Genomic DNA, 18,832 nt, shown 5'->3' on the forward strand with positions numbered 1-18,832 from the left:
AATGATTAATTATTACGCATTAAAGTTTTAAGATGATCTGATAATCTAAGGCTTAGAGCCACCAAGTTTAGTGTTGGGTTGGGTGCCCCTGCTGTAGAGCAACAACCAGAGCCTGCAATGAAAAGGTTGCTTAAACCATGTATTTTGCAATTAGCATCAACCACTCCCTGTTTTGGATCATCATGCATTTTGGTAGTGCCCATATGATGCCATCCGCCACCAAGAGTTTTTAGCATCTCACTGTTGTTCGCTTTCCATAAGAAATCATACATTTTCACCCTGCCAATTCCAGATTTGCCAACGGCTTCTCCAAAGATTTCATAAATTTTCCTCATACTGTGTTTGTCTAATTCAGTTAAATCCCAATGCAGTTTGGCTCTTTGGACGCCAAGTTCATCCTTTTCTGAATCTAAGGTTATTCTAGAATTGGGGTTGGGAGCTTGTTCCATTCTTGTAAACAGTTCAAAGACATTTGTTTCATATGGATTTTTGACACTTCTATCAATCTTATCATAATCTTCGAAGTTCTCATATAATTTTTTCTCACTTTCTAAAGGGTCATCACTAGTCCAAACATCTATCATGGGCTTTTGACTTTTGGTTAAAGCCATGGGAGTGAAAGATATAGTGCCATTTAAAATTTGGTGTTTTTCTTGTATTTCTTCAGTTAATCCAATTTCGGCTCTTGGGGTTGTCCAGCTCTTGGGGTCAAATCCATAAAGATCCATAGCAAATGGTTTTTTTAGAAACATTTGAGCAGAAATAACTTCAAGATGTTCCATAAAATATCTGCCGACTAAATCGTTCTGGTTTCCCAGCCCTTTATTGGCTTGCTTGTTGGAAGCCAATAGCATTCGAGCATTTTGAATGGCTCCACAAGCCAATACATAATGTTTAGCTTTAACATTATGAGTTTTATTGGCATGATTTTTTAACTCTAACTTATCTATGGAGTTAATGCTATCATTTGCAATAATATTGGTGAGGTTCGCATAAGTATATAGGTGAATGTTTTTGGCATTTACAATGTCATCCCGATATTTTTTATTGAATCTTGTTGGTGGGCTAAACTGCCACATTTTATTCCATACGACTCCCTCGTCTAAAGGTAGGGTTTCCTTGTTGGGTCTTACTTCCTTTAAATATTCAATATCGTAACGATATGGGCCTAATTCTAATACTTTATTAGCTCTAGCATAAAATGGATCTAAATCGAGTCTGGTAATGGGCCAACCACTATGGGGAACCCAATCTCTTTTTTTAAAGTCAATAGGGTCGTATGGCGAGCACATACCAGCCCAATGGTTTGTAGTTCCACCAAAATAGTGTAAGCGGCTTGATCTTAATGGGTAATAACGTTGCCCTGTGTTTTTACCGGCATACAAATTTTGAACTTGATTGTCATATTCAAAACCACCCCCTTCAAGAAGAATAACTTTATAAGGAGTGTTTATCCATTCTAAAGCGAAGCTTATGCCTGCGGCTCCAGAACCAACAATGCAAATATCCCCTTCAATATTAGTGTGATCATCTAAATATCTGGCATCTATATGCATAACTTAATTTTTAGCTTGAGTGAGTGAAAATAATGCACATTGACGAGCTTCGGTTTTGGAAAGCACCCATCCATTAATTACAATGGTTTCTCCATTTTTGAAATCGGTTTCTATTTTTTTCAAAATCAAATTTTCTAGAGTTAAACTATCAGTTGTTTTTGAAATTAAACCGCCATTTGAGGAAACCAAAAGTTTGTCAATCAAATGTTCCTGGTTATTTTCATCTGGATTTTTATCTAAATAGGAATTTCCAATGTCAATTATTGTATTATGATCGTTGATTTTGGCTAAGGTCAATGGTAGGCTTAGTTTTTTAGCTATGGAAGATTCTAATTTTGAGCAACCTACTGTTGGGAAAAAGATGCTCAAGCCAGCTAAGAAGGACATTTCACAAAAGGTTTTGCGCAGCATATATGCTATTGATTTTTGAGTTCAAAAAAAAACAAATAAACCAAAACAAAAGGCTAAATCAACCTTGGGTTGTTAAAGATAGTGATTTTTAATTAATTAAAGTAATAGCAAATATTTTATGTTTTATGAATAAAATTACACTAAATGATATAAAAAAAGGATTAATTTAATTTAATCCTTTTGTAGTTTGAATAAAACCCAGAAGTTTAATTAATAATTTGAACTTGTAAACCTTCATCAGTCTTTTCAACTTTTGCCAGATTACTTTTGGTAAGTTCTTTAATAGTTTTATCCCATTTTTTGTTTGATAAACCAGATTGGTTTTTTAAGTCATCAAGTTCCAGTTTTTCAGCCTTTTTCAAGATTTCAAAAACAGCTTTTGCATCTTCACTAACCGCTACAGGCTTTTTCTCAGGTCTCATTTGTGGGAAGAACAGCACTTCCTGTATGGATTGGTTATTGGTTAAGAACATTATCAATCGGTCCATGCCAATGCCCATTCCCGATGTAGGAGGCATACCGTACTCCAAAGCACGTAAAAAATCATGGTCTATAAATTCTGTTGCCTCGTCATCACCTTTAGCGGCTAATTTTAACTGATGTTCAAAACGTTCACGTTGATCAATGGGGTCGTTTAATTCGGAATATGCATTGGCTATTTCCTTACCACAAACCATAAGTTCAAAACGCTCAGTCAATTCAGGATTATCACGGTGTTCTTTACACAATGGGCTCATTTCCTTTGGATAATCTGTAATGAACGTAGGTTGTATATAGTTACCTTCGCATTTTTCACCAAAAATTTCATCAATCAACTTGCCTTTGCCCATGGTGTCATCGACTTCAATGCCCATATCTACGGCAGCTTTTCTTATTTCAGCTTCGCTTTTTCCTGTAATATCAAATCCTGTAAATTGCTTGATGGAATCGGCCATAGTCACCCGAGCATAGGGTGCTTTAAAATCTATTTCGTGTTCCCCGAAAGTAGCTTTGGTTGTTCCGTTTACTGCTATGGCACAATACTCAAGTAATTGCTCGCAGAAGCCCATCATCCAATTGTAGTCTTTGTAGGCCACATAAATTTCCATCGCGGTAAACTCTGGGTTATGGGTTCTGTCCATGCCTTCATTTCTGAAGTTTTTAGAAAACTCGTAAACTCCATCAAAACCACCAACAATCAATCTTTTTAAGTAAAGCTCGTTGGCAATTCGCATATATAGAGGCACATCTAAAGCATTGTGATGCGTTATAAATGGACGTGCCGCCGCACCACCCGGAATAGGCTGTAAAACTGGAGTTTCTACTTCAAAATAACCAGCATCGTTAAAAAACTGACGCATGGCATTGAACAATTTTGTGCGTTTTACAAAAACCTCTTTTACATGTGGGTTTACAACCAAATCGGCATAACGCTGTCTGTAACGTTGTTCGGGATCGGTAAAGGCATCATATACTTTACCATCTTTTTCTTTTGGTAGCGGTAGCGGTTTTAGCGCTTTGCTAAGTACATTAAAGTCTTTTACTTTTACTGTTTTTTCGCCTACTTGGGTTTTGAATAATTCGCCTTCAATACCAACAAAGTCGCCAAAATCAATTAGTTTTTTAAAGACTTCGTTATATTTGGTTTTGTCATCGCCAGGGCATATTTCATCACGGTTAAAATATACCTGAATTTTCCCTTCGGCATCTTGTAATTGGGCAAAACTGGCTTTTCCCTGAACTTTAATCATCATCAATCGGCCAGCAATGACCACCTTTTTTCCTTCTTCAAAATGCTCTTTTACTTGTTTTGAAGTGTGGTCTACGGGGTATAAATCTGCTGGATAAGGATTGATTCCTAACTCGCGAAGTTTGTTTAACTTGACTCTTCTTACTATTTCTTGTTCTGAAAGCTGCATGCTAATTAATTTTGAATTCTGCCTTTTTTACAGACGCCTGCAAAATTACGTTATTTTCAAAAAATTAGCATACAACTTGTTGGTAGATTTTTGTGAAAAGAAATTCGAGGTTAATTTGCGGCCGGTTCCACTTCGGGCTTTAAAACCTCACCTTTGATTTTCAGAATTTTTGTAGGTTCTGATGCGTTTGATGTTAACGTAACCGTTTTTGAGAATTTACCAATTCTATTAGTGGCGTATTTTACTTTAATTTCTCCTTTTTCTCCCGGAGCAATCATATTTTTAGTGTAAGTAGGAACGGTGCAACCACAAGATCCTTTTGCATTTGAAATTACAATTGGAGCGTCTCCGGTATTGGTGAATTTAAAAAATCGTTCGCCATCTGCATTTTGTTCAATAGTGCCATAGTCTATTTCGGTAGTTTCAAAAGAAAAAACGCCAGTTTTTTCATTAGTGGCAGTTTCTTGTGAAAAGTTAATACCATAAACAAAAAGACAAAGAATTAATAAAACTTTGGTCTTTGAAGAAAGGAAAGCATTTTTAGATAAGTTCATAATGTTCGAGTTTTTTGGTTTATAAAGACACAAACATCATAAAATTTTTAGAAACATCAATAAAATTAGGGGTTGAAATGAGTACTAGTACCTAGGTTTAGATTTATTTAATTTGCTTTGAATAGTGATTTTGCCTCGTCTCTGGATTGTATATTCAGTTTTTTGTAAATGTTATTAACATGGGTTTTTACCGTACTTAAACTTATAAAAAGTTTGTCTGCAATTTCTTTGTTGCTCTTTTCTTCCAATAAAAGGGAGAGAATGTTTTGCTCTTGTTTGGTGAGTTGTTCTTTTGCTTTTGTTATGGTGTTAGGGTTGTTTTTCTTATTGGAAAACAAAAACCATAAGTTAAATGATAGTGATATGGCTAAGAAAAAATAAAGTAAGTAGTTCAATTTAAAATCAGAATCTGAAGCTCCATTAACAATAAATTTATCTGAATTTAATTCTGCCCTATACTGTTTGGTGTAGCTGGAATTTGGGTATTGTGTTTCCAGTCGACTCAACAAATCTGCGTAATAGGCGTTGTTTTTTAGGTCTTCTAAATAATGGCTATGAAGGTCGTTTCTTCTGTCCGATAGAAAGGAGTAAATATAAAGTTCAGCTAAAGGTTCATTGAGATTTTGACCAAAATCCTGTAAGGTTTTAAACCATTTTTTAGCATTTAATTTTCGGTTGGCTTCACTTCTGAATTCGCTAAAGGCAAATTTCATCTCTTCCCTTAAAGAGTCAATCTTAACAAAGGCTTTTGCTTTTTGGTTTGTAGATTTTATATCGCAAAATATTTGCTGCTCAAAAGAAATAGGGAATACAATAGTGTCGTTGTTTTTTGCAATAAAAATAACTTCTTTGCTTTCATCGCAATGGCCATCAAAATGGTTTTGGTTTTGTTCGCTTTCAAAACAATTGTCAACATGTATTCTGTAAATTCTATTGTCATTTTCCAATTGGTTCCCAGTAAACCTAAAATAGCCTAAACTATCGGTAGTTGCTTTAGCTATAATTTGTTCAAAATAAACACCGGAAATTTTTCGGTAATCCTCAATTATGGAAAGGTAAACATTATTATGCCATTCTTCATTGTCAACATGACCCGTAAACGAATATTGCGCTTTCATAGAAAACGAAAACAATACAAAAAATAAAAAAAAGGAACACTTTGCCATACCGCTAAACTACTATAATTTATTCAAAATGAGATGGAATATTTTCAACGAAAATCTTTGTAACAAAATGCTGGATATAACGTCAAATAGGCAATCATCAATCATTAAAATAAATCAAAATGAGTTTTTGGAGAGTTTTACTTTCAATTATATGTCCACCTTTGGCCGTATTGGATAAAGGTTGTGGCTCTATCTTTATTGTATTTTTATTGTGGCTTTGTGGTTGGGTGCCTGGGGTCATCGCAGCTTTGGTAATACTAAACAACCCTAACCGTTAGAACATAAATTTGTTGTAATTTTGCAGCCTATGAATAAGACCGTTTTACTGCAAGATTTAGGCTTTAAGGATTACAAGGAAACCTGGGATTACCAAGAAGAATTGTTCAAAGGCATTGTTGATGCCAAAATTAAAAACCGCAGGGAAAACTTAAATGATGTTACCCAAAACTATTTCTTGTTTGTAGAGCATCCGCATGTTTACACTTTAGGTAAAAGTGGTGATTTGGCAAACTTACTTTTAAACGAGAAACAACTTACCGAAAAAGGGGCAACCTTTTATAAAATTAATAGGGGAGGAGATATTACTTATCACGGACCAGGACAAATTGTTGGTTATCCTATTTTAGATTTGGATAATTTCTTTACAGACATTCATAAATACCTTCGTTTTTTGGAGGAAATGATTATTCTTACTTTGGCAGGGTATGGTTTAAAAGGAGAAAGGAGTGCTGGGGAAACCGGTGTATGGTTGGATGTTGGTACCCCTTTTGCCAGAAAAATTTGTGCTATGGGTGTACGTGCCAGCCGATGGGTTACCATGCACGGTTTTGCCCTAAATGTAAATGCCGATTTGGGTTATTTTGATAACATTATTCCCTGTGGTATCCGAGGAAAGGCGGTGACTTCTTTAAACGTTGAGCTTGGTGAAAGGCGTATCGATGAAGCTCATGTAAAAGAAAAACTGGTTAAGCATTTTTCTGAGCTTTTTGAGGCTGAATTTCAATAACAAAAATTGCCCATAATCTTGGAATTTTGTCGCTTATTTAGTTAATAAAATTTTGTTTTTGTAATCGATTACAAATTACTAATATTGTAAATGTTTTTGTAGCCGCAAAATCATTTTTCAACAAACCAAACAAACTTCTTATGAGATTTTTTAAAAACATTGCCATTCTATTTATTACACTGGCTTTCCTTAATGTTTCCAACGGTCAAAATTTTAGTCCAGATATTGTTGTAGATATCAATGGAACAGGAGACTTCACCACACTTCAAGCCGCATTTGATGCTGTGCCTTCCAATAGTTCAACTGAAACAATCATTTATTTGAAACGAGGTTTGTATGACCAAGAAAAATTGATTGTTCCTGCCAATAAAACCAATATAACTTTAATAGGAGAGAGTAGGGAAGAAACCATAATAAGCTACGATATTTACGATTGCGCGAGTGGAGGTGTTAATGGAAAGTGTCCTAGTGAAAAAGCCGCCTTGTGGGTTGGCAATGGCGCACTAATGGCAACTTCAGCAACTTTGACCATTCAAGCCAACGATTTTAGGGCCGAAAATTTAACCATTGAAAATACTGCTGGTCCAGTGGGGCAGGCACAAGCTATTACCTTACAAGCAGATAGAAATGTTTTTATAAACTGTAACCTCACCGGTTATCAGGATACAATTTATTTTTGGATGGCTGAAACATCCCGCGCATATTTTGAAACTTGTATGATTTTAGGGCGTACAGATTACATCTATGGTCGTGGTGTTGGCTTCTTTAACGAATGTGAAATTAGGAGTTACGGCGGGGCTTGGATAACAGCGCCTTCTACCACAATAAACCAAGATTATGGTTTTGTCTTCTACAAATGCAACTTAACTTATCAAAATAACAGCCCAAGAAACGGTGATGATGGAGCTAAGATAAAATTTGGTCGTCCATGGCACGAGTACCCTAAGGTGGCATGGCTTTACTGTTATATGCCAGCCGAAATTGACCCGTTAGGCTGGGGTGACAAATGGAATATGGATTATGCCGATACGAGTACAGACCTCCATCTATACGAATGGATGAATACGGGCCCAGGTGCAGATATGAGTGGTAGAGCTAACTGGGCAGGACTCAGATCTTTGGTTGACCAAAATGAAGCCGATTTATATGAACCTGAAATTGTTTTGGCGGGTTCAGATAATTGGGACCCTACGGCAATTCCACCAACGGTAACTGTTTATGATTGGGACGGTGGTGCCGGTACCAATGGATGGCTTGAAGCAGACAATTGGAATCCAAATGGGGTCCCCGCATCCGCTGAAGTAGCGAATGTTGACGGTAGTTTTACGGTAGCAGCAAATGGCGGAAATTTTGATGCCGACCTTAACTTGAAAAATGGAGCTGTAATTGACGTTACAGCAAGTAGTTCTGTTCAATTACTTACGCTTAATCAGTCAACCATTTCATCCTCCATAAGCGCATCGCTATCGGGTACAATAAAAAGTAAAAGTGATTTTACCGTTGATGTTTCTGGGAATTTAGATATTACAGCTGCTATAATTGGGGTGCATCAAATAACCAAAACGGGCACAGGAATATGTCAATTTAATAACGCTAACACAGGATATACGGGAGATTTGATTGTTGAGGCAGGAGGTTTACAGGCTAAAGTTGGAAGCTCACTTGGCGGTTCAGGCAAAATAACGGTTAAGACAAACGGACAATTAATCATTGATGTGAGCAATGCCATTGACCCAACAACGGCATTATATACCGAAGGCAGCGCATCAATAGTTCTTAACCAAGATATCACAATCAGCGAGTGGTATATTGATGGTGCTATTCAGCCCATAGGTGAATATAACTCCACAACGAACCCATCAACCATTAGTGGTTCTGGTAAAATAATTATCGGAAGACCAAGTCAGTTCATTTTTATCGGTGGTGCCAACGGAAACTGGGACAACCCAGACCATTATTCACCGGCATTATTGCCAGAGTTGGGCGAAAAAGTTATTGTTGATGGATTGACCATCGAGGCGCAAAGTGCTCCGTTTGCTGGAGATATGTATGTGCAAAACGGTGGAAGTATTCGATTAAGGCGTCAAGATTCTCAATGTTTAGGACCAATAAGAATGTTTCAGGGCACAAATATTAGCTACGCTACAAGTGGGTCAGGTTTTTATTTAGATGCCGATGTCATTGTAGAAGGAGATATTTCACTTTTAATGAACAGTGCCAATACGGGTGGTAGCGTTATGAATTTACCGGGAACTTTTTCTGGTGATTACAAAATAACCGTGCGAAACACTAGGGACGTGGCCAATAGCGCTACTGTAGACTTAGGAGGCGACAATAGCGGATTTACGGGTGTTTGGGATTTAACAATTGCAGCATCGAATGCCACTGGATTGTCGGCCATTAACGGATTGGTAGAAAATGCCTTTGGAAATGCTAAGATTGAACTGGCCGAAAATAACCAAGCCATTTTCAATCATGCAAAATGTGCTGGAAATGTTTTGAATATGGATATTTCTGGAAATGCCTCGGCTGTTTTAAATGTTGCCGTTATGGTTGCCAAGTTTACACTTAATGGGTCACCATTAGGAAACGGAACTTATGATTCAAGTACACACCCTGGATTGTTGTCAGGTTCTGGGTCAATCACTGTAGATTCCAGTTTAAGTGTAAATGATAAGGTGATTATAAAGCAAGGTGTTTTAGAGATAAGAGGCAGCTTAGAGAACCTCGAGATTTATAATATTATGGGGCAGCGTTTGTTTCAAACCAAAGGTGTACGAGAGATAAATTTAAATTGGTTGAAATCGGGCATTCACATGATTAAATATAATGTTGATGGCAAATTGGGAGCTTTAAAGATTTATAATCGCTAGATGAAATTATTCTTAAAACTCACTGTAAATTTAGGTAATAGTGAGTTTTATTTTTCTGTTAAACTTTTTTTCTCAAGGTGAAATAGGTCGGTCTTAAAATTTTTCCAAATGGTATTTTCAAAAGCAAATCTTTGTCTTGCACGGAATATTCCATAAAATCCTTAATTTTTTTATTCTGTCTATCTCTGTAGTTAAGAATTATAATTTTTTTAGAAGTTTTTAATTTATATTTCCCTTTCTGAATTATATTTCCATTTTCCTTCCTTAGGAACTTACCATTTTCATGAAATTCAAAAGAATTATTTGAATTATCCGATATTACGATAAGGTTGAGAGAATCTATGGTTTTAAGATTGTAATCCTTTATTAAGCCTGGAATCAATTCTCTATATTCATCAGAATAAGAAAGTGAATCCGTGATTGTGTTGTAATAAATGTTATGCGTTTGAGTGCAAATAATATCCCATTTTCCCGCAAAAAGTGAAGCTTTTTCTTGGGAAAAGCCAAAAGCACCTATAAAGAAAAGAATATAGATGATTTTTTTATTCATAATTATTTTCATGAACTTAAACCATGGTATTCGTTTTTAATACTTCTCAGGAACAAATGTTTGGTAGTTCATAGGTGGGCGTACATAGCCTTCATAATCTGGAAGCTCAGGAAGCTCAATAGGTGTAACGTCCATCTTTTCATAAGGAATCATACTCAAAACGTGGCTAATGCAATTTAGCCGAGCCTTTTTCTTATCATCTGAGTTTACAACATACCAAGGCACTTGTTTAGTGTCGGTATGTGCAAACATTTGGTCCTTAGCTTTGGAATATTCCAACCAACGTGAACGCGATTCTAAATCCATTGGGCTAAATTTCCAACGTTTTAAGGGATTGTTTATTCGGTTTTTAAACCGTCTTTCCTGTTCTTCATCGCTGACTGAAAACCAATATTTTAAGACAATAATGCCAGACCTGACCAACATGCGTTCAAATTCCGGGCAGGAACGGAGGAATTCACGATATTCCTCATCAGTACAAAATCCCATCACTTTTTCCACACCGGCACGGTTGTACCAGCTTCTATCAAAAAGAACAATTTCGCCAGCCGCCGGTAAATATTGAACGTAGCGTTGAAAATACCATTGGGTCTTTTCTTTTTCAGTAGGTACACCCAAGGCAACCACTTTACAAATCCGCGGATTCAAGGGTTCGGTAAACCGTTTTATGGTGCCACCTTTTCCAGAGGCATCTCTACCCTCAAAAACAATGACTACTTTTAATCCTTGTTTTTTTACCCATTGTTGCAGGTGCACAAGCTCGGTGTGTAATTTGGCTAATTCTTTTTCGTAGTTAAACTTTTTGGGTCTGGACTGGCTGTTTTTCATGCCCTACAAGTTAATAAAAAAACGAAATCGGGCTAGAGGTATTTGGGTATTATTTAGTGAACACCTTAAAATTGGCATATTGTGCCGAACGTGTGAACATATGGCGCAAACCTATACGTCCTTTTTTTACAGATCCGATTTTTGAAATATCCCAAGAAAATAATTTTGATTCATCTTTGCCCTCTACTTTAAAATACAATGTTTCATCAGTTTTTATAACTGTGATTTGGTAGGTTTGATTTGGCAAGAACAATCCCGTATCAGTAAAAGCAGGAGAAATTTCGGTGCTTGTATTAAAGTTTTCACCAGGTTTAACCGGATATTTTCTTGCCCTAACATATTCTTCGCCCGTATTATTGTTAAAAGCAGCATAGCTAATATGCAAGGCGTTCATATAATTATAATAAGTTTTCATGGCAGGAACAGTTCTAGCCTCTTTCCATTTGTAGATATCCTTTTTATAGGGTTCAACGCCAGTTGCTTGAAGGTATAAAATATTCACCCATTTTTGTTTGGTGTCTGTTCGGGTGTATTCGTATTCAATTTTTAGATCGCCTTTAAAAGATTTAGTGGTCCATAGTACGGCATGGCATGAGTCGTTTCTTTCAATGGGACCTGCGGTAAATGTCATGCCTTTTTCGTTGGTTTCAAGTTTTGCACGTTTGCCATCTAAAAACCAATGATCTTGCCAATTGTTGGTTAGGCTGTTTTCAAATTTAAGTTTCCATTTTTTTAAAGCCTTCAGGTCATTAAAAGTATCAATAGTATCTTGCCCAAACAGATTTATACAACACAGCAATATCGAAATGGTTAATACAGGTTTCATCTTAAAGGTTTTAGTCTTCGGCATTAAAAAAGACTTTGTAATAATGCATTTTCTTGTCTTCGTCGTAACCACGCTCCAAATATTCAGCCGAAGCATCTGGGGCATCAATGTCCAATTTTATTTGAATATGGGTATCAAGTTTTATATCGGTTTTTATCTTGCGTTTTTCTTTATTCACAATAGCTTCTGCTAAGTCGAACTGATTTCTGATGACTACATTTTGCTCGCTTTCAAATTCCTTTTTAAAGATATCGAATTCTTTTTTGTGCATGTCGTCTTCAAATATCTCGTCTTTAAAACGTTCTACATTCACCACTTCATTTTCTTTGAAAAAGTCGATGGTTTTAGTTAAAAAAGTATTTCTTTCCTTTGCGCCATAAGTGGTTTTTATGATTTCGGTGGAAAAATCCTTGCACAATTCAATATATTGCTGGGTGTGGTTATTGGCATCATCGGCATATTTTATATTCAAAAAATGATTGAGCCAATATTGGGCGTCATAACTGTTGTTGTCTACACTTAAAATAATATTGCCTTCGCTATCACTCTGGTTCAAGATTAAGCAACCTTTGTCCACTTTTTTTGAGCTGATACCTTTTTGAACCAAAACATCGTAGCTGTTATTTTCTAAATAGGTTTGAAAGAAGTTAACTTTGTTTTCAATTTTAAAAATGCCTAGGGCGTTGGTTGTGATGTCATTGAATTCTATACCTTCGAACATCACCACCAAAACATCACCTGTTTTAATGTTTGCCGAATTGGATTGCTCATACAAATGCATAACGATGTGTTTTGAAAACTCAATAAAATCATTGTCGTCATTAAATATTTGTGAGGTGTAGCTGTTTATTTCGTTTAACGAGATATTGGCGTGGTGATTAAAGCGATAGCTTTGCACAACACTAGAAAATGGACGCAATAAAAAGGGTAGCATAAGGTCGTAGCTGGCTTCGTCGAAATCGACTAATTTTTCTGAAAAGGCATTTTTTGTATCATTGAACTTATTGCCAACTTTATGAATGATGAATTTTGTAATTGAAGCGTTTTTCCTTGAAATCATGTTGTAGTTTTAAGTATTGCAATAGTAGTGATTTCAAAAATAATAAGCCCAAAAAAGAACGCCAAAGCCTTTTACTTTGACGTTCCTTGAGATTCGAGGACTTGCGATTTGGTTATCGTTATATTTTTACAAATTTAACCCAACAGTTTTGCGAGAATTAATTGTTTGGTTTACCATGGTGTATCGGTAAAATGAATAAAGAAAATCAGCAAAAAAAGTAAAGATTCCAAATACGTTTTTTGGTGATTTCATCTGTAATAGATTGATTAATAGCTGCTCTAAAGATAAAGATTACTTTTTTACCGACAAATTGCGGTTGAGAATTTTTATTAAACGGTTTTCAACCTAAATAAAACATAAAAACTAATTAATCTGGTACAAAATAATAGAATTACTTTCCCCTTTGGTTACAAACTCCAAATTCCTGTCATTATCTATATTTTCCAAATCGATGGTTGAATTGCCGTAAACAGGAAAATTGTCAATCATTTGTGATTGGCTATCGTAAAGATAAATTTTGTGCGATTGCAAATCGGTGGTAGTCACGTAAATTTTGTCGTAAATGTAGAAGATACGAGGTTGGGTGTAATTGCCATAGTCCAACTCAGATGTTCTACTTTTTAAGAATAGCTTGTTTTCGCTAAGTGCAACAAGTATTTTGCTGGTGGTTTCAATAGCATGGTTGGATGAAAGATTTAAGTTGGTTTTTGAAACATTGCCACGCGAATCAACAGATACTAAATCACCATCTGCTGTTGTGGTTGTAAATCTATCGTTGTACAAAAAGACGGGTTGATTGGAATATGTGCTTTCAGACTTTGGTTTTACACGTATTTTCCCAGTTCTGTCCAAAATGTAAAGTTTGTTTTCCGTTTTTATGGTTAAGTAATCTTTACTGCCAATTCTAAAATGTTTTGGCTGTGAAATAATCATTTCGTTCGCCGAACTAAAAGTAAAACCTTTTACAATTTGGCCTTGTACATTGTACATTAAAACATCTTTGCCTTGGGTAACCAAAAGGCGGTAGTTTTTCCGCTTATCATAATCAAAAACCGAAAGCGGTTGGGTTATTTTATCGTTAAAGTTTAACGGAAAAGGAGATACGTCTTTTCCGTTTCGGTCTAAAACATAAACCCTGTTTGGTGTCGCAAAAATAAGTTGTAGACGTCCGTTTTTGTAAATATCTATTTGTTCAATAGTGCCTAAAACAGGACCCTGCAGTTGTTTTGTCCATAGAATTTTTCCAGAATTGGAAATTAAATATAGGTTGTTGTTTACGTCTTGCACCACAATTTCTTTTTCATTGGTTCTGTGGTTTTTTACAAATTGAGGGTTGGTCAACAAATCGGCATCTAATTTTATGTTGAGTTCCTCTGAAATTGAATTTGCAGAAGCTTTCACCTTATTTTTGGAAATGATGCCATTTAAATGGGCGAAATCATGGTCATAGATAAATTGAATGGCTGAAACGTTATAAGTATTTAAGTCAAAATCTTCTTCAGTTTCTAAATTTTTGTTCAAAATATTTTTTAATGATGATGCGCTGCAAACTTGAAAAAGTGAGGCCGCACTGCTCAATTTTTCACTCATGTTTTTAAAATAATCCCTTTGTCCTAAAACCGTTTCATTTTGGTAATTGGCTATGATGCTTTGAAGCAGTTCAAGATTATCGGTAAAAACAAAAAAATCATCCAATACGCAATACATGCTTGCGTTACTATAGGAGACCAAAGGTGCAAATGTTTCGCTAAATAAATTGGGACGACTAAAGCTGAAAATGTCAATTTCTCGATACGAATCTATTGTGGTTTGCTCACCCAAAAGTGCATCATGGGTAGCAATAATGTCAATGGAATTTAATACAACAGCCCTGTTTTTATCTTCATAAAGTACGCCGACCTCAATAATGTTATCAAAAAGGGTGGAGGTATTTACTATAGAATCTTTTTTGTTGAATTTTTTCAGATTGGTTTCAAAAACTTTATAATTATCGAAAGTAAAACTCATAAAACCATCACTATTTGAAGGTGTTACATTTTGAATTTGGTTCCTTTGGGGAATAGTATTTTTAAAAATATTGACCAATCTTTCTGTAGAATCTGTGGCCTTAGTTATACCGTTAAAATATGTTTCGTTTTGGCTTAACTCGACGTCTAAAGCCAAATAATTTGTAAAGTTGGCCAAGGAAAGAGCGTCTTCTATGAACACAGATTTTACGGAGTTGTTGTTTGGTTTCACAATAACAGAAAATGTTTTGTCTTTGCTCGATGTGTTAAATATTTTGGACAATTGTTTGTCCAAGGGACTTTTGTTCAGCAATTCTTTTGTTGTTTCCAAAGAAGAAGATGCGAAAAAAGTACTGTCAATCACCAAACTATAAAAGGTGTTTTTATCTATAGTAGATTTTACAATGGTTTTACTTTTGAAAGGAATTAGCTCTTCCGTGTAGTTTGGTAATGAGTCTGTTTTAAACAAATTTTGGTTCTGTTTCGTCATTACAGCATATTGAAGACTGTCGTTGTCATCTTTCAAAAAACAAATCAAAACCTCGCCACTAGGGTTTAAATGAGAAAGATTGGATAAATTGTCTTCTATAGATTTACAGCAACTTGTATTCGATACGGTTTCCAAAAAGTCGCTATTTTTTATGCTATTTTTTAGGCTTTCGAGGTTTGGTGCACTTAGAATAATTGAAGCTTTTTCAGGAGCATAATCAATAAGTTCGGTGCGTTCGGTGTATGGATTGGTGCAATTAAAAACCGTTATAAGTAGGAGGGAAAGCCAAAAAAATTTCATGGATAGAATTAATTTTTACAAACCTAATGTTTTTTTAACTCATTAAAAATTTATAACTCCAACTTTAATTGTTCCGGTAACAACCTGAACGACTTTCTATGGTACTTTGTTATGCCATATTTTTTAATGGCCTCTCTATGCTCTTTGGTGGGGTAGCCTTTGTTCTTTTTCCAGTTGTACATCGGAAATTCTTCATGTATGGCATTCATGTAAGCATCTCTGTGTGTTTTTGCCAAAATGGAAGCTGCGGCAATGCTTAAATATTTGCCGTCTCCTTTAACGATGGTTTCGTGTGGAATATTAAGATAAGGTTTAAATTTATTGCCGTCAACAATTATAAATTCTGGCACAGGACTAAGTTGTTCAACCGATTTGTGCATAGCCAGAATAGAAGCGTTTAAAATGTTTATTTTATCAATATCTTCCTGAAAAATATGGGCAACGCCAAATGTTAATGACTGTTCTTCAATAATGGGCTTTAAAAGTTCTCTTTTGCTCTCGCTAAGTTGTTTGGAATCGTTTAAAATGCTATTTTCAAATTTCTCTGGTAAAATTACCGCAGCGGCAGTTACTGGACCAGCCAAGCAACCTCGCCCAGCTTCGTCTGTTCCACACTCTAAAATGTATCTTGAATGGTTAGATAATAGCATACAACGAAAATATAGATTAATTCAAAATCAGCAATAAGTTTTGCATTTTCATTTTTTTTGTAGATGTTTGTAAAAGACTAACTCAATAAATATACTTTATTCATCAGTTAAATGATGATAAGTAAAACTAAGAATGCCGGCATAGCTTACCGGCATTCTTAATTTAAAATATTTACTTTCACTTTACGTTCAAATAGTTACTTTTGTCGCGGAAATCTATATCTATGAGAGAAAAAGTTTTGGTCCTGTTGTTCACCCTTATATTTAGCTTAGGTTTTGCACAAAACAAGCCGAGTAGATTGGGTAGAGAACTCGGTTTGACCAAAACCCAAGATACCGCTAAAAAAGCAGGGGACTATGTTCCGAAGATATCAGACTATCTTATTATATCTCATGAAAACGACACCACTTTTGTAGATACTACTTTAACTATTCAAAAGGATTACAAGTTTAATTATTTGCGTAAAGACAATTTTGGTTTAATACCGTTTTCAAACCTTGGGCAAACATACAATAGTTTAACTTTAGATTTTCAGAACACCAATTTAATGCCACTTTTTGGGGCGAGGGCTAGGCACTTCAATTACATGGAGGTCGAAGATATAAAGTATTACCGTGTACCCACTCCGCTGACCGAACTGTTTTTTAGAACAGCCTTTGAACAAGGGCAATTAGTAGAATCGTTTTTCACCGTTAATACCTCTCCCCAGTTCAATTTTTCAATAGCTTACAAAGGTTTGCGCTCCTTGGGAAAATATCAGCATATTTTGACCAGTACGGGGAATTTCAGTTTTACGTCAAATTATCAATCAAAAAACAGAAGGTATTTGGCCCAAGGACATATTGTTACACAAGATTTGTTGAATCAAGAAAATGGCGGTTTGGATGAAAGCAGTGGAAGCATAGAAAATTTTGAAACCGGGGAGCCTGAATTTCTTGATCGTTCTATTCTTGAAGTGAATTTTGAAAATGCTGAAAGCATGCTTCGTGGAAAGCGTTTTTATCTAGACCACAGTTATGATATCTTCAATAATTTGGCAAAAAGCAAAAAAGGAAAACCAATTAATAAATCACAAATAACCGAGAAAAGCGATTTGGTTGAAAGGGGTTCTGTTGCAAATGATACAACATCAAAAAAATCTGTTCCAAGAAGGTTTGCAAGAAATGATTCCATTAAAAAAAATCCGTTTAAAAATGACTCTATTGAAATAAAACCAATTGTAAAAGATTCATTGGCCAATAAGCCCAAATTAGAAACTTCAATAACTGAAGAAAAGAAATTGAGCAAGTTTTCATTAAAAAACAAGCTAACTTTAAGGCATATAATTTCTTTTGAGGATAAGTATTACCAATATGACCAAACTGCTGCGGCAACAGCTTTTTTTGGTTCGGCTTTCAAAATAAGCAATCTAAAAGAACGGGCAACCCTAGAAAGTTTTTACAACAAGTTACAATTAGAATATTACAATCATTTATTGGGTAATTTCCAGTTTAACATCAGTAGTAATAATTATAATTATGGGTACAATAAATTGGTGCTATTAAATGGGAATACAATAACCAATAGATTAAAGGGTAATGTTTTTTCGGCTGGAGGAAAATACCAGAAACAATATAAAGGTTTTGAGCTACAGGGGGAACTTGGTATAAACGCGTCTGGTGATTTCGATGGTAATTTTCTAAAAGCAGACGCTAGTTTTAATTTAAATGAGGACATAGGCGTTGCAGCGTCCATCAACCATAGTTCGCATGCTCCTAATTACAATACCTTATTATATCAAAGTGACTATATAAATTATAACTGGCAAAACAATTTTAATAATACCGAAACCCAGCAATTGGCATTTCAGTTAAGATTTAAGAAATTAGCAAAGGTAACGGTGGACTTTTCAACTATAAACGATTATGTATACTTTAAAAAGGACGCTACAACTCAGCAAATAAGGCCTTATCAGAATAACAAAACTATAAACTACTTGCGCGTTAAGTTTGAAAACGAAATAAAGGTTGGTAAGTTTGCGTTGAATAACACCATAGAATATCAAAACGTTCAAGATGACAACAGCGTCTTGAATATGCCAGAATTCAATACCCGAAACACGCTGTACTTTTCAAGTCATATGTTTAAAAAAGCATTGTATTTGCAAACAGGCGTAACGTTAAATTATTTTACAAAGTATTATATGAATGGGTACAGCCCGCTTTTGGCAGAATTTTACATCCAAACGGATCAGAAATTTGGCGATTTTCCAAGGTTAGATTATTTTTTAAATGCAAAAATCCGTCAAACGCGAATCTATTTAAAAGCAGAACATTTTAATTCAGCCTTTACAGGTTACAACTATTATACTGCTCCAAACTATCCTTACCGTGACTTTATTGTACGTTTTGGTGTGGTTTGGAATTTCTTTTTGTAAATTTTTAGTTGTTCAGTTCTCCCAAATTTGCCCTACATTTTAGTTCTGTTCAGTTTTGTTAGTATTTTTTATTAGGTGTAATATACGGTAAATTAAGGTGTTGCCTTGTTCCTGAAAAAACATTTAAAAAAAAGATTAAAAAATCCATTGCGGTATTGAAAAAGGGTGTTATGTTTGCACCCGCAAAAAACGGCAAGTCCGTTGGGCGCCAAGTTCATTGTCCGGGTGTTTTTTCAGGTAT

General features: G+C 35.3%; 15 protein-coding genes. 4 read left to right on the forward strand and 11 right to left on the reverse strand.

The window, feature by feature from the left end; all coding sequences use genetic code 11:
- Positions 1 to 5: 5 nt before the first annotated feature.
- The 5 genes from ACB104_RS15005 to ACB104_RS15025 all read right to left on the reverse strand — a co-directional run bounded on the left by ACB104_RS15005 (position 6) and on the right by ACB104_RS15025 (position 5,537).
- The gene (locus tag ACB104_RS15005) at positions 6 to 1,556 is read right to left on the reverse strand and encodes an FAD-dependent oxidoreductase (RefSeq protein ID WP_370480028.1); all 1,551 of its coding nucleotides are present in this window, start codon (positions 1,554 to 1,556) and stop codon (positions 6 to 8) included.
- A 3-nt stretch (positions 1,557 to 1,559) separates the two neighbouring features.
- The gene (locus ACB104_RS15010; RefSeq protein WP_370480029.1) at positions 1,560 to 1,943 is read right to left on the reverse strand and encodes a hypothetical protein; all 384 of its coding nucleotides are present in this window, start codon (positions 1,941 to 1,943) and stop codon (positions 1,560 to 1,562) included.
- Positions 1,944 to 2,173: 230 nt separating this feature from the next.
- Positions 2,174 to 3,865 (reverse strand): lysine--tRNA ligase, encoded by a 1,692-nt coding sequence (gene lysS / locus ACB104_RS15015; RefSeq protein ID WP_370480031.1) that lies wholly within the window; start codon positions 3,863 to 3,865, stop codon positions 2,174 to 2,176.
- 110 nt (positions 3,866 to 3,975) lie between these two features.
- Positions 3,976 to 4,419, reverse strand: a complete 444-nt coding sequence (locus ACB104_RS15020; RefSeq protein ID WP_370480032.1) for a DUF1573 domain-containing protein — start codon at positions 4,417 to 4,419, stop codon at positions 3,976 to 3,978.
- Between the two features lie 107 nt (positions 4,420 to 4,526).
- On the reverse strand, positions 4,527 to 5,537 hold the full coding sequence (locus ACB104_RS15025; RefSeq protein WP_370480034.1) for a helix-turn-helix domain-containing protein: 1,011 nt from the start codon (positions 5,535 to 5,537) through the stop codon (positions 4,527 to 4,529).
- A 167-nt stretch (positions 5,538 to 5,704) separates the two neighbouring features.
- Between ACB104_RS15025 and ACB104_RS15030 the strand changes: the two genes are divergently transcribed.
- The 3 genes from ACB104_RS15030 to ACB104_RS15040 all read left to right on the forward strand — a co-directional run bounded on the left by ACB104_RS15030 (position 5,705) and on the right by ACB104_RS15040 (position 9,464).
- Entirely contained in the window at positions 5,705 to 5,863 is a 159-nt protein-coding gene (locus ACB104_RS15030) for a YqaE/Pmp3 family membrane protein (RefSeq protein WP_223548593.1), read from the forward strand.
- A 29-nt stretch (positions 5,864 to 5,892) separates the two neighbouring features.
- On the forward strand, positions 5,893 to 6,591 hold the full coding sequence (gene lipB, locus ACB104_RS15035) for a lipoyl(octanoyl) transferase LipB (RefSeq protein WP_370480036.1): 699 nt from the start codon (positions 5,893 to 5,895) through the stop codon (positions 6,589 to 6,591).
- 140 nt (positions 6,592 to 6,731) lie between these two features.
- Positions 6,732 to 9,464, forward strand: coding sequence for a pectinesterase family protein (locus tag ACB104_RS15040; RefSeq protein ID WP_370480037.1), 2,733 nt, complete (start codon positions 6,732 to 6,734; stop codon positions 9,462 to 9,464).
- 58 nt (positions 9,465 to 9,522) lie between these two features.
- Here ACB104_RS15040 and ACB104_RS15045 read toward each other — a convergent pair whose 3' ends face one another.
- The 6 genes from ACB104_RS15045 to rnhB form a co-directional block, all read right to left on the reverse strand.
- The gene (locus ACB104_RS15045) at positions 9,523 to 10,014 is read right to left on the reverse strand and encodes a hypothetical protein (RefSeq protein WP_370480039.1); all 492 of its coding nucleotides are present in this window, start codon (positions 10,012 to 10,014) and stop codon (positions 9,523 to 9,525) included.
- Between the two features lie 36 nt (positions 10,015 to 10,050).
- Entirely contained in the window at positions 10,051 to 10,842 is a 792-nt protein-coding gene (ppk2, locus tag ACB104_RS15050) for a polyphosphate kinase 2 (RefSeq protein WP_370480040.1), read from the reverse strand.
- A gap of 49 nt (positions 10,843 to 10,891) precedes the next feature.
- Positions 10,892 to 11,668 (reverse strand): DUF1961 family protein, encoded by a 777-nt coding sequence (locus ACB104_RS15055; protein WP_370480042.1) that lies wholly within the window; start codon positions 11,666 to 11,668, stop codon positions 10,892 to 10,894.
- Between the two features lie 10 nt (positions 11,669 to 11,678).
- Entirely contained in the window at positions 11,679 to 12,728 is a 1,050-nt protein-coding gene (locus ACB104_RS15060) for a nucleoid-associated protein (RefSeq protein ID WP_370480043.1), read from the reverse strand.
- A gap of 363 nt (positions 12,729 to 13,091) precedes the next feature.
- Positions 13,092 to 15,524: a ribonuclease HII gene (locus ACB104_RS15065; protein WP_370480045.1), complete on the reverse strand. Its 2,433-nt coding sequence runs from the start codon at positions 15,522 to 15,524 to the stop codon at positions 13,092 to 13,094.
- 50 nt (positions 15,525 to 15,574) lie between these two features.
- The gene (gene rnhB / locus ACB104_RS15070) at positions 15,575 to 16,174 is read right to left on the reverse strand and encodes a ribonuclease HII (protein WP_370480046.1); all 600 of its coding nucleotides are present in this window, start codon (positions 16,172 to 16,174) and stop codon (positions 15,575 to 15,577) included.
- Between the two features lie 224 nt (positions 16,175 to 16,398).
- On the opposite strand from rnhB, the gene ACB104_RS15075 reads away from it, so the two are divergent.
- The gene (locus ACB104_RS15075; protein ID WP_370480048.1) at positions 16,399 to 18,591 is read left to right on the forward strand and encodes a putative porin; all 2,193 of its coding nucleotides are present in this window, start codon (positions 16,399 to 16,401) and stop codon (positions 18,589 to 18,591) included.
- The last annotated feature ends 241 nt before the right edge of the window (positions 18,592 to 18,832 follow it).

This window comes from Tamlana flava (assembly GCF_041287255.1).
GTDB classification, from domain to species: domain Bacteria; phylum Bacteroidota; class Bacteroidia; order Flavobacteriales; family Flavobacteriaceae; genus Tamlana; species Tamlana flava.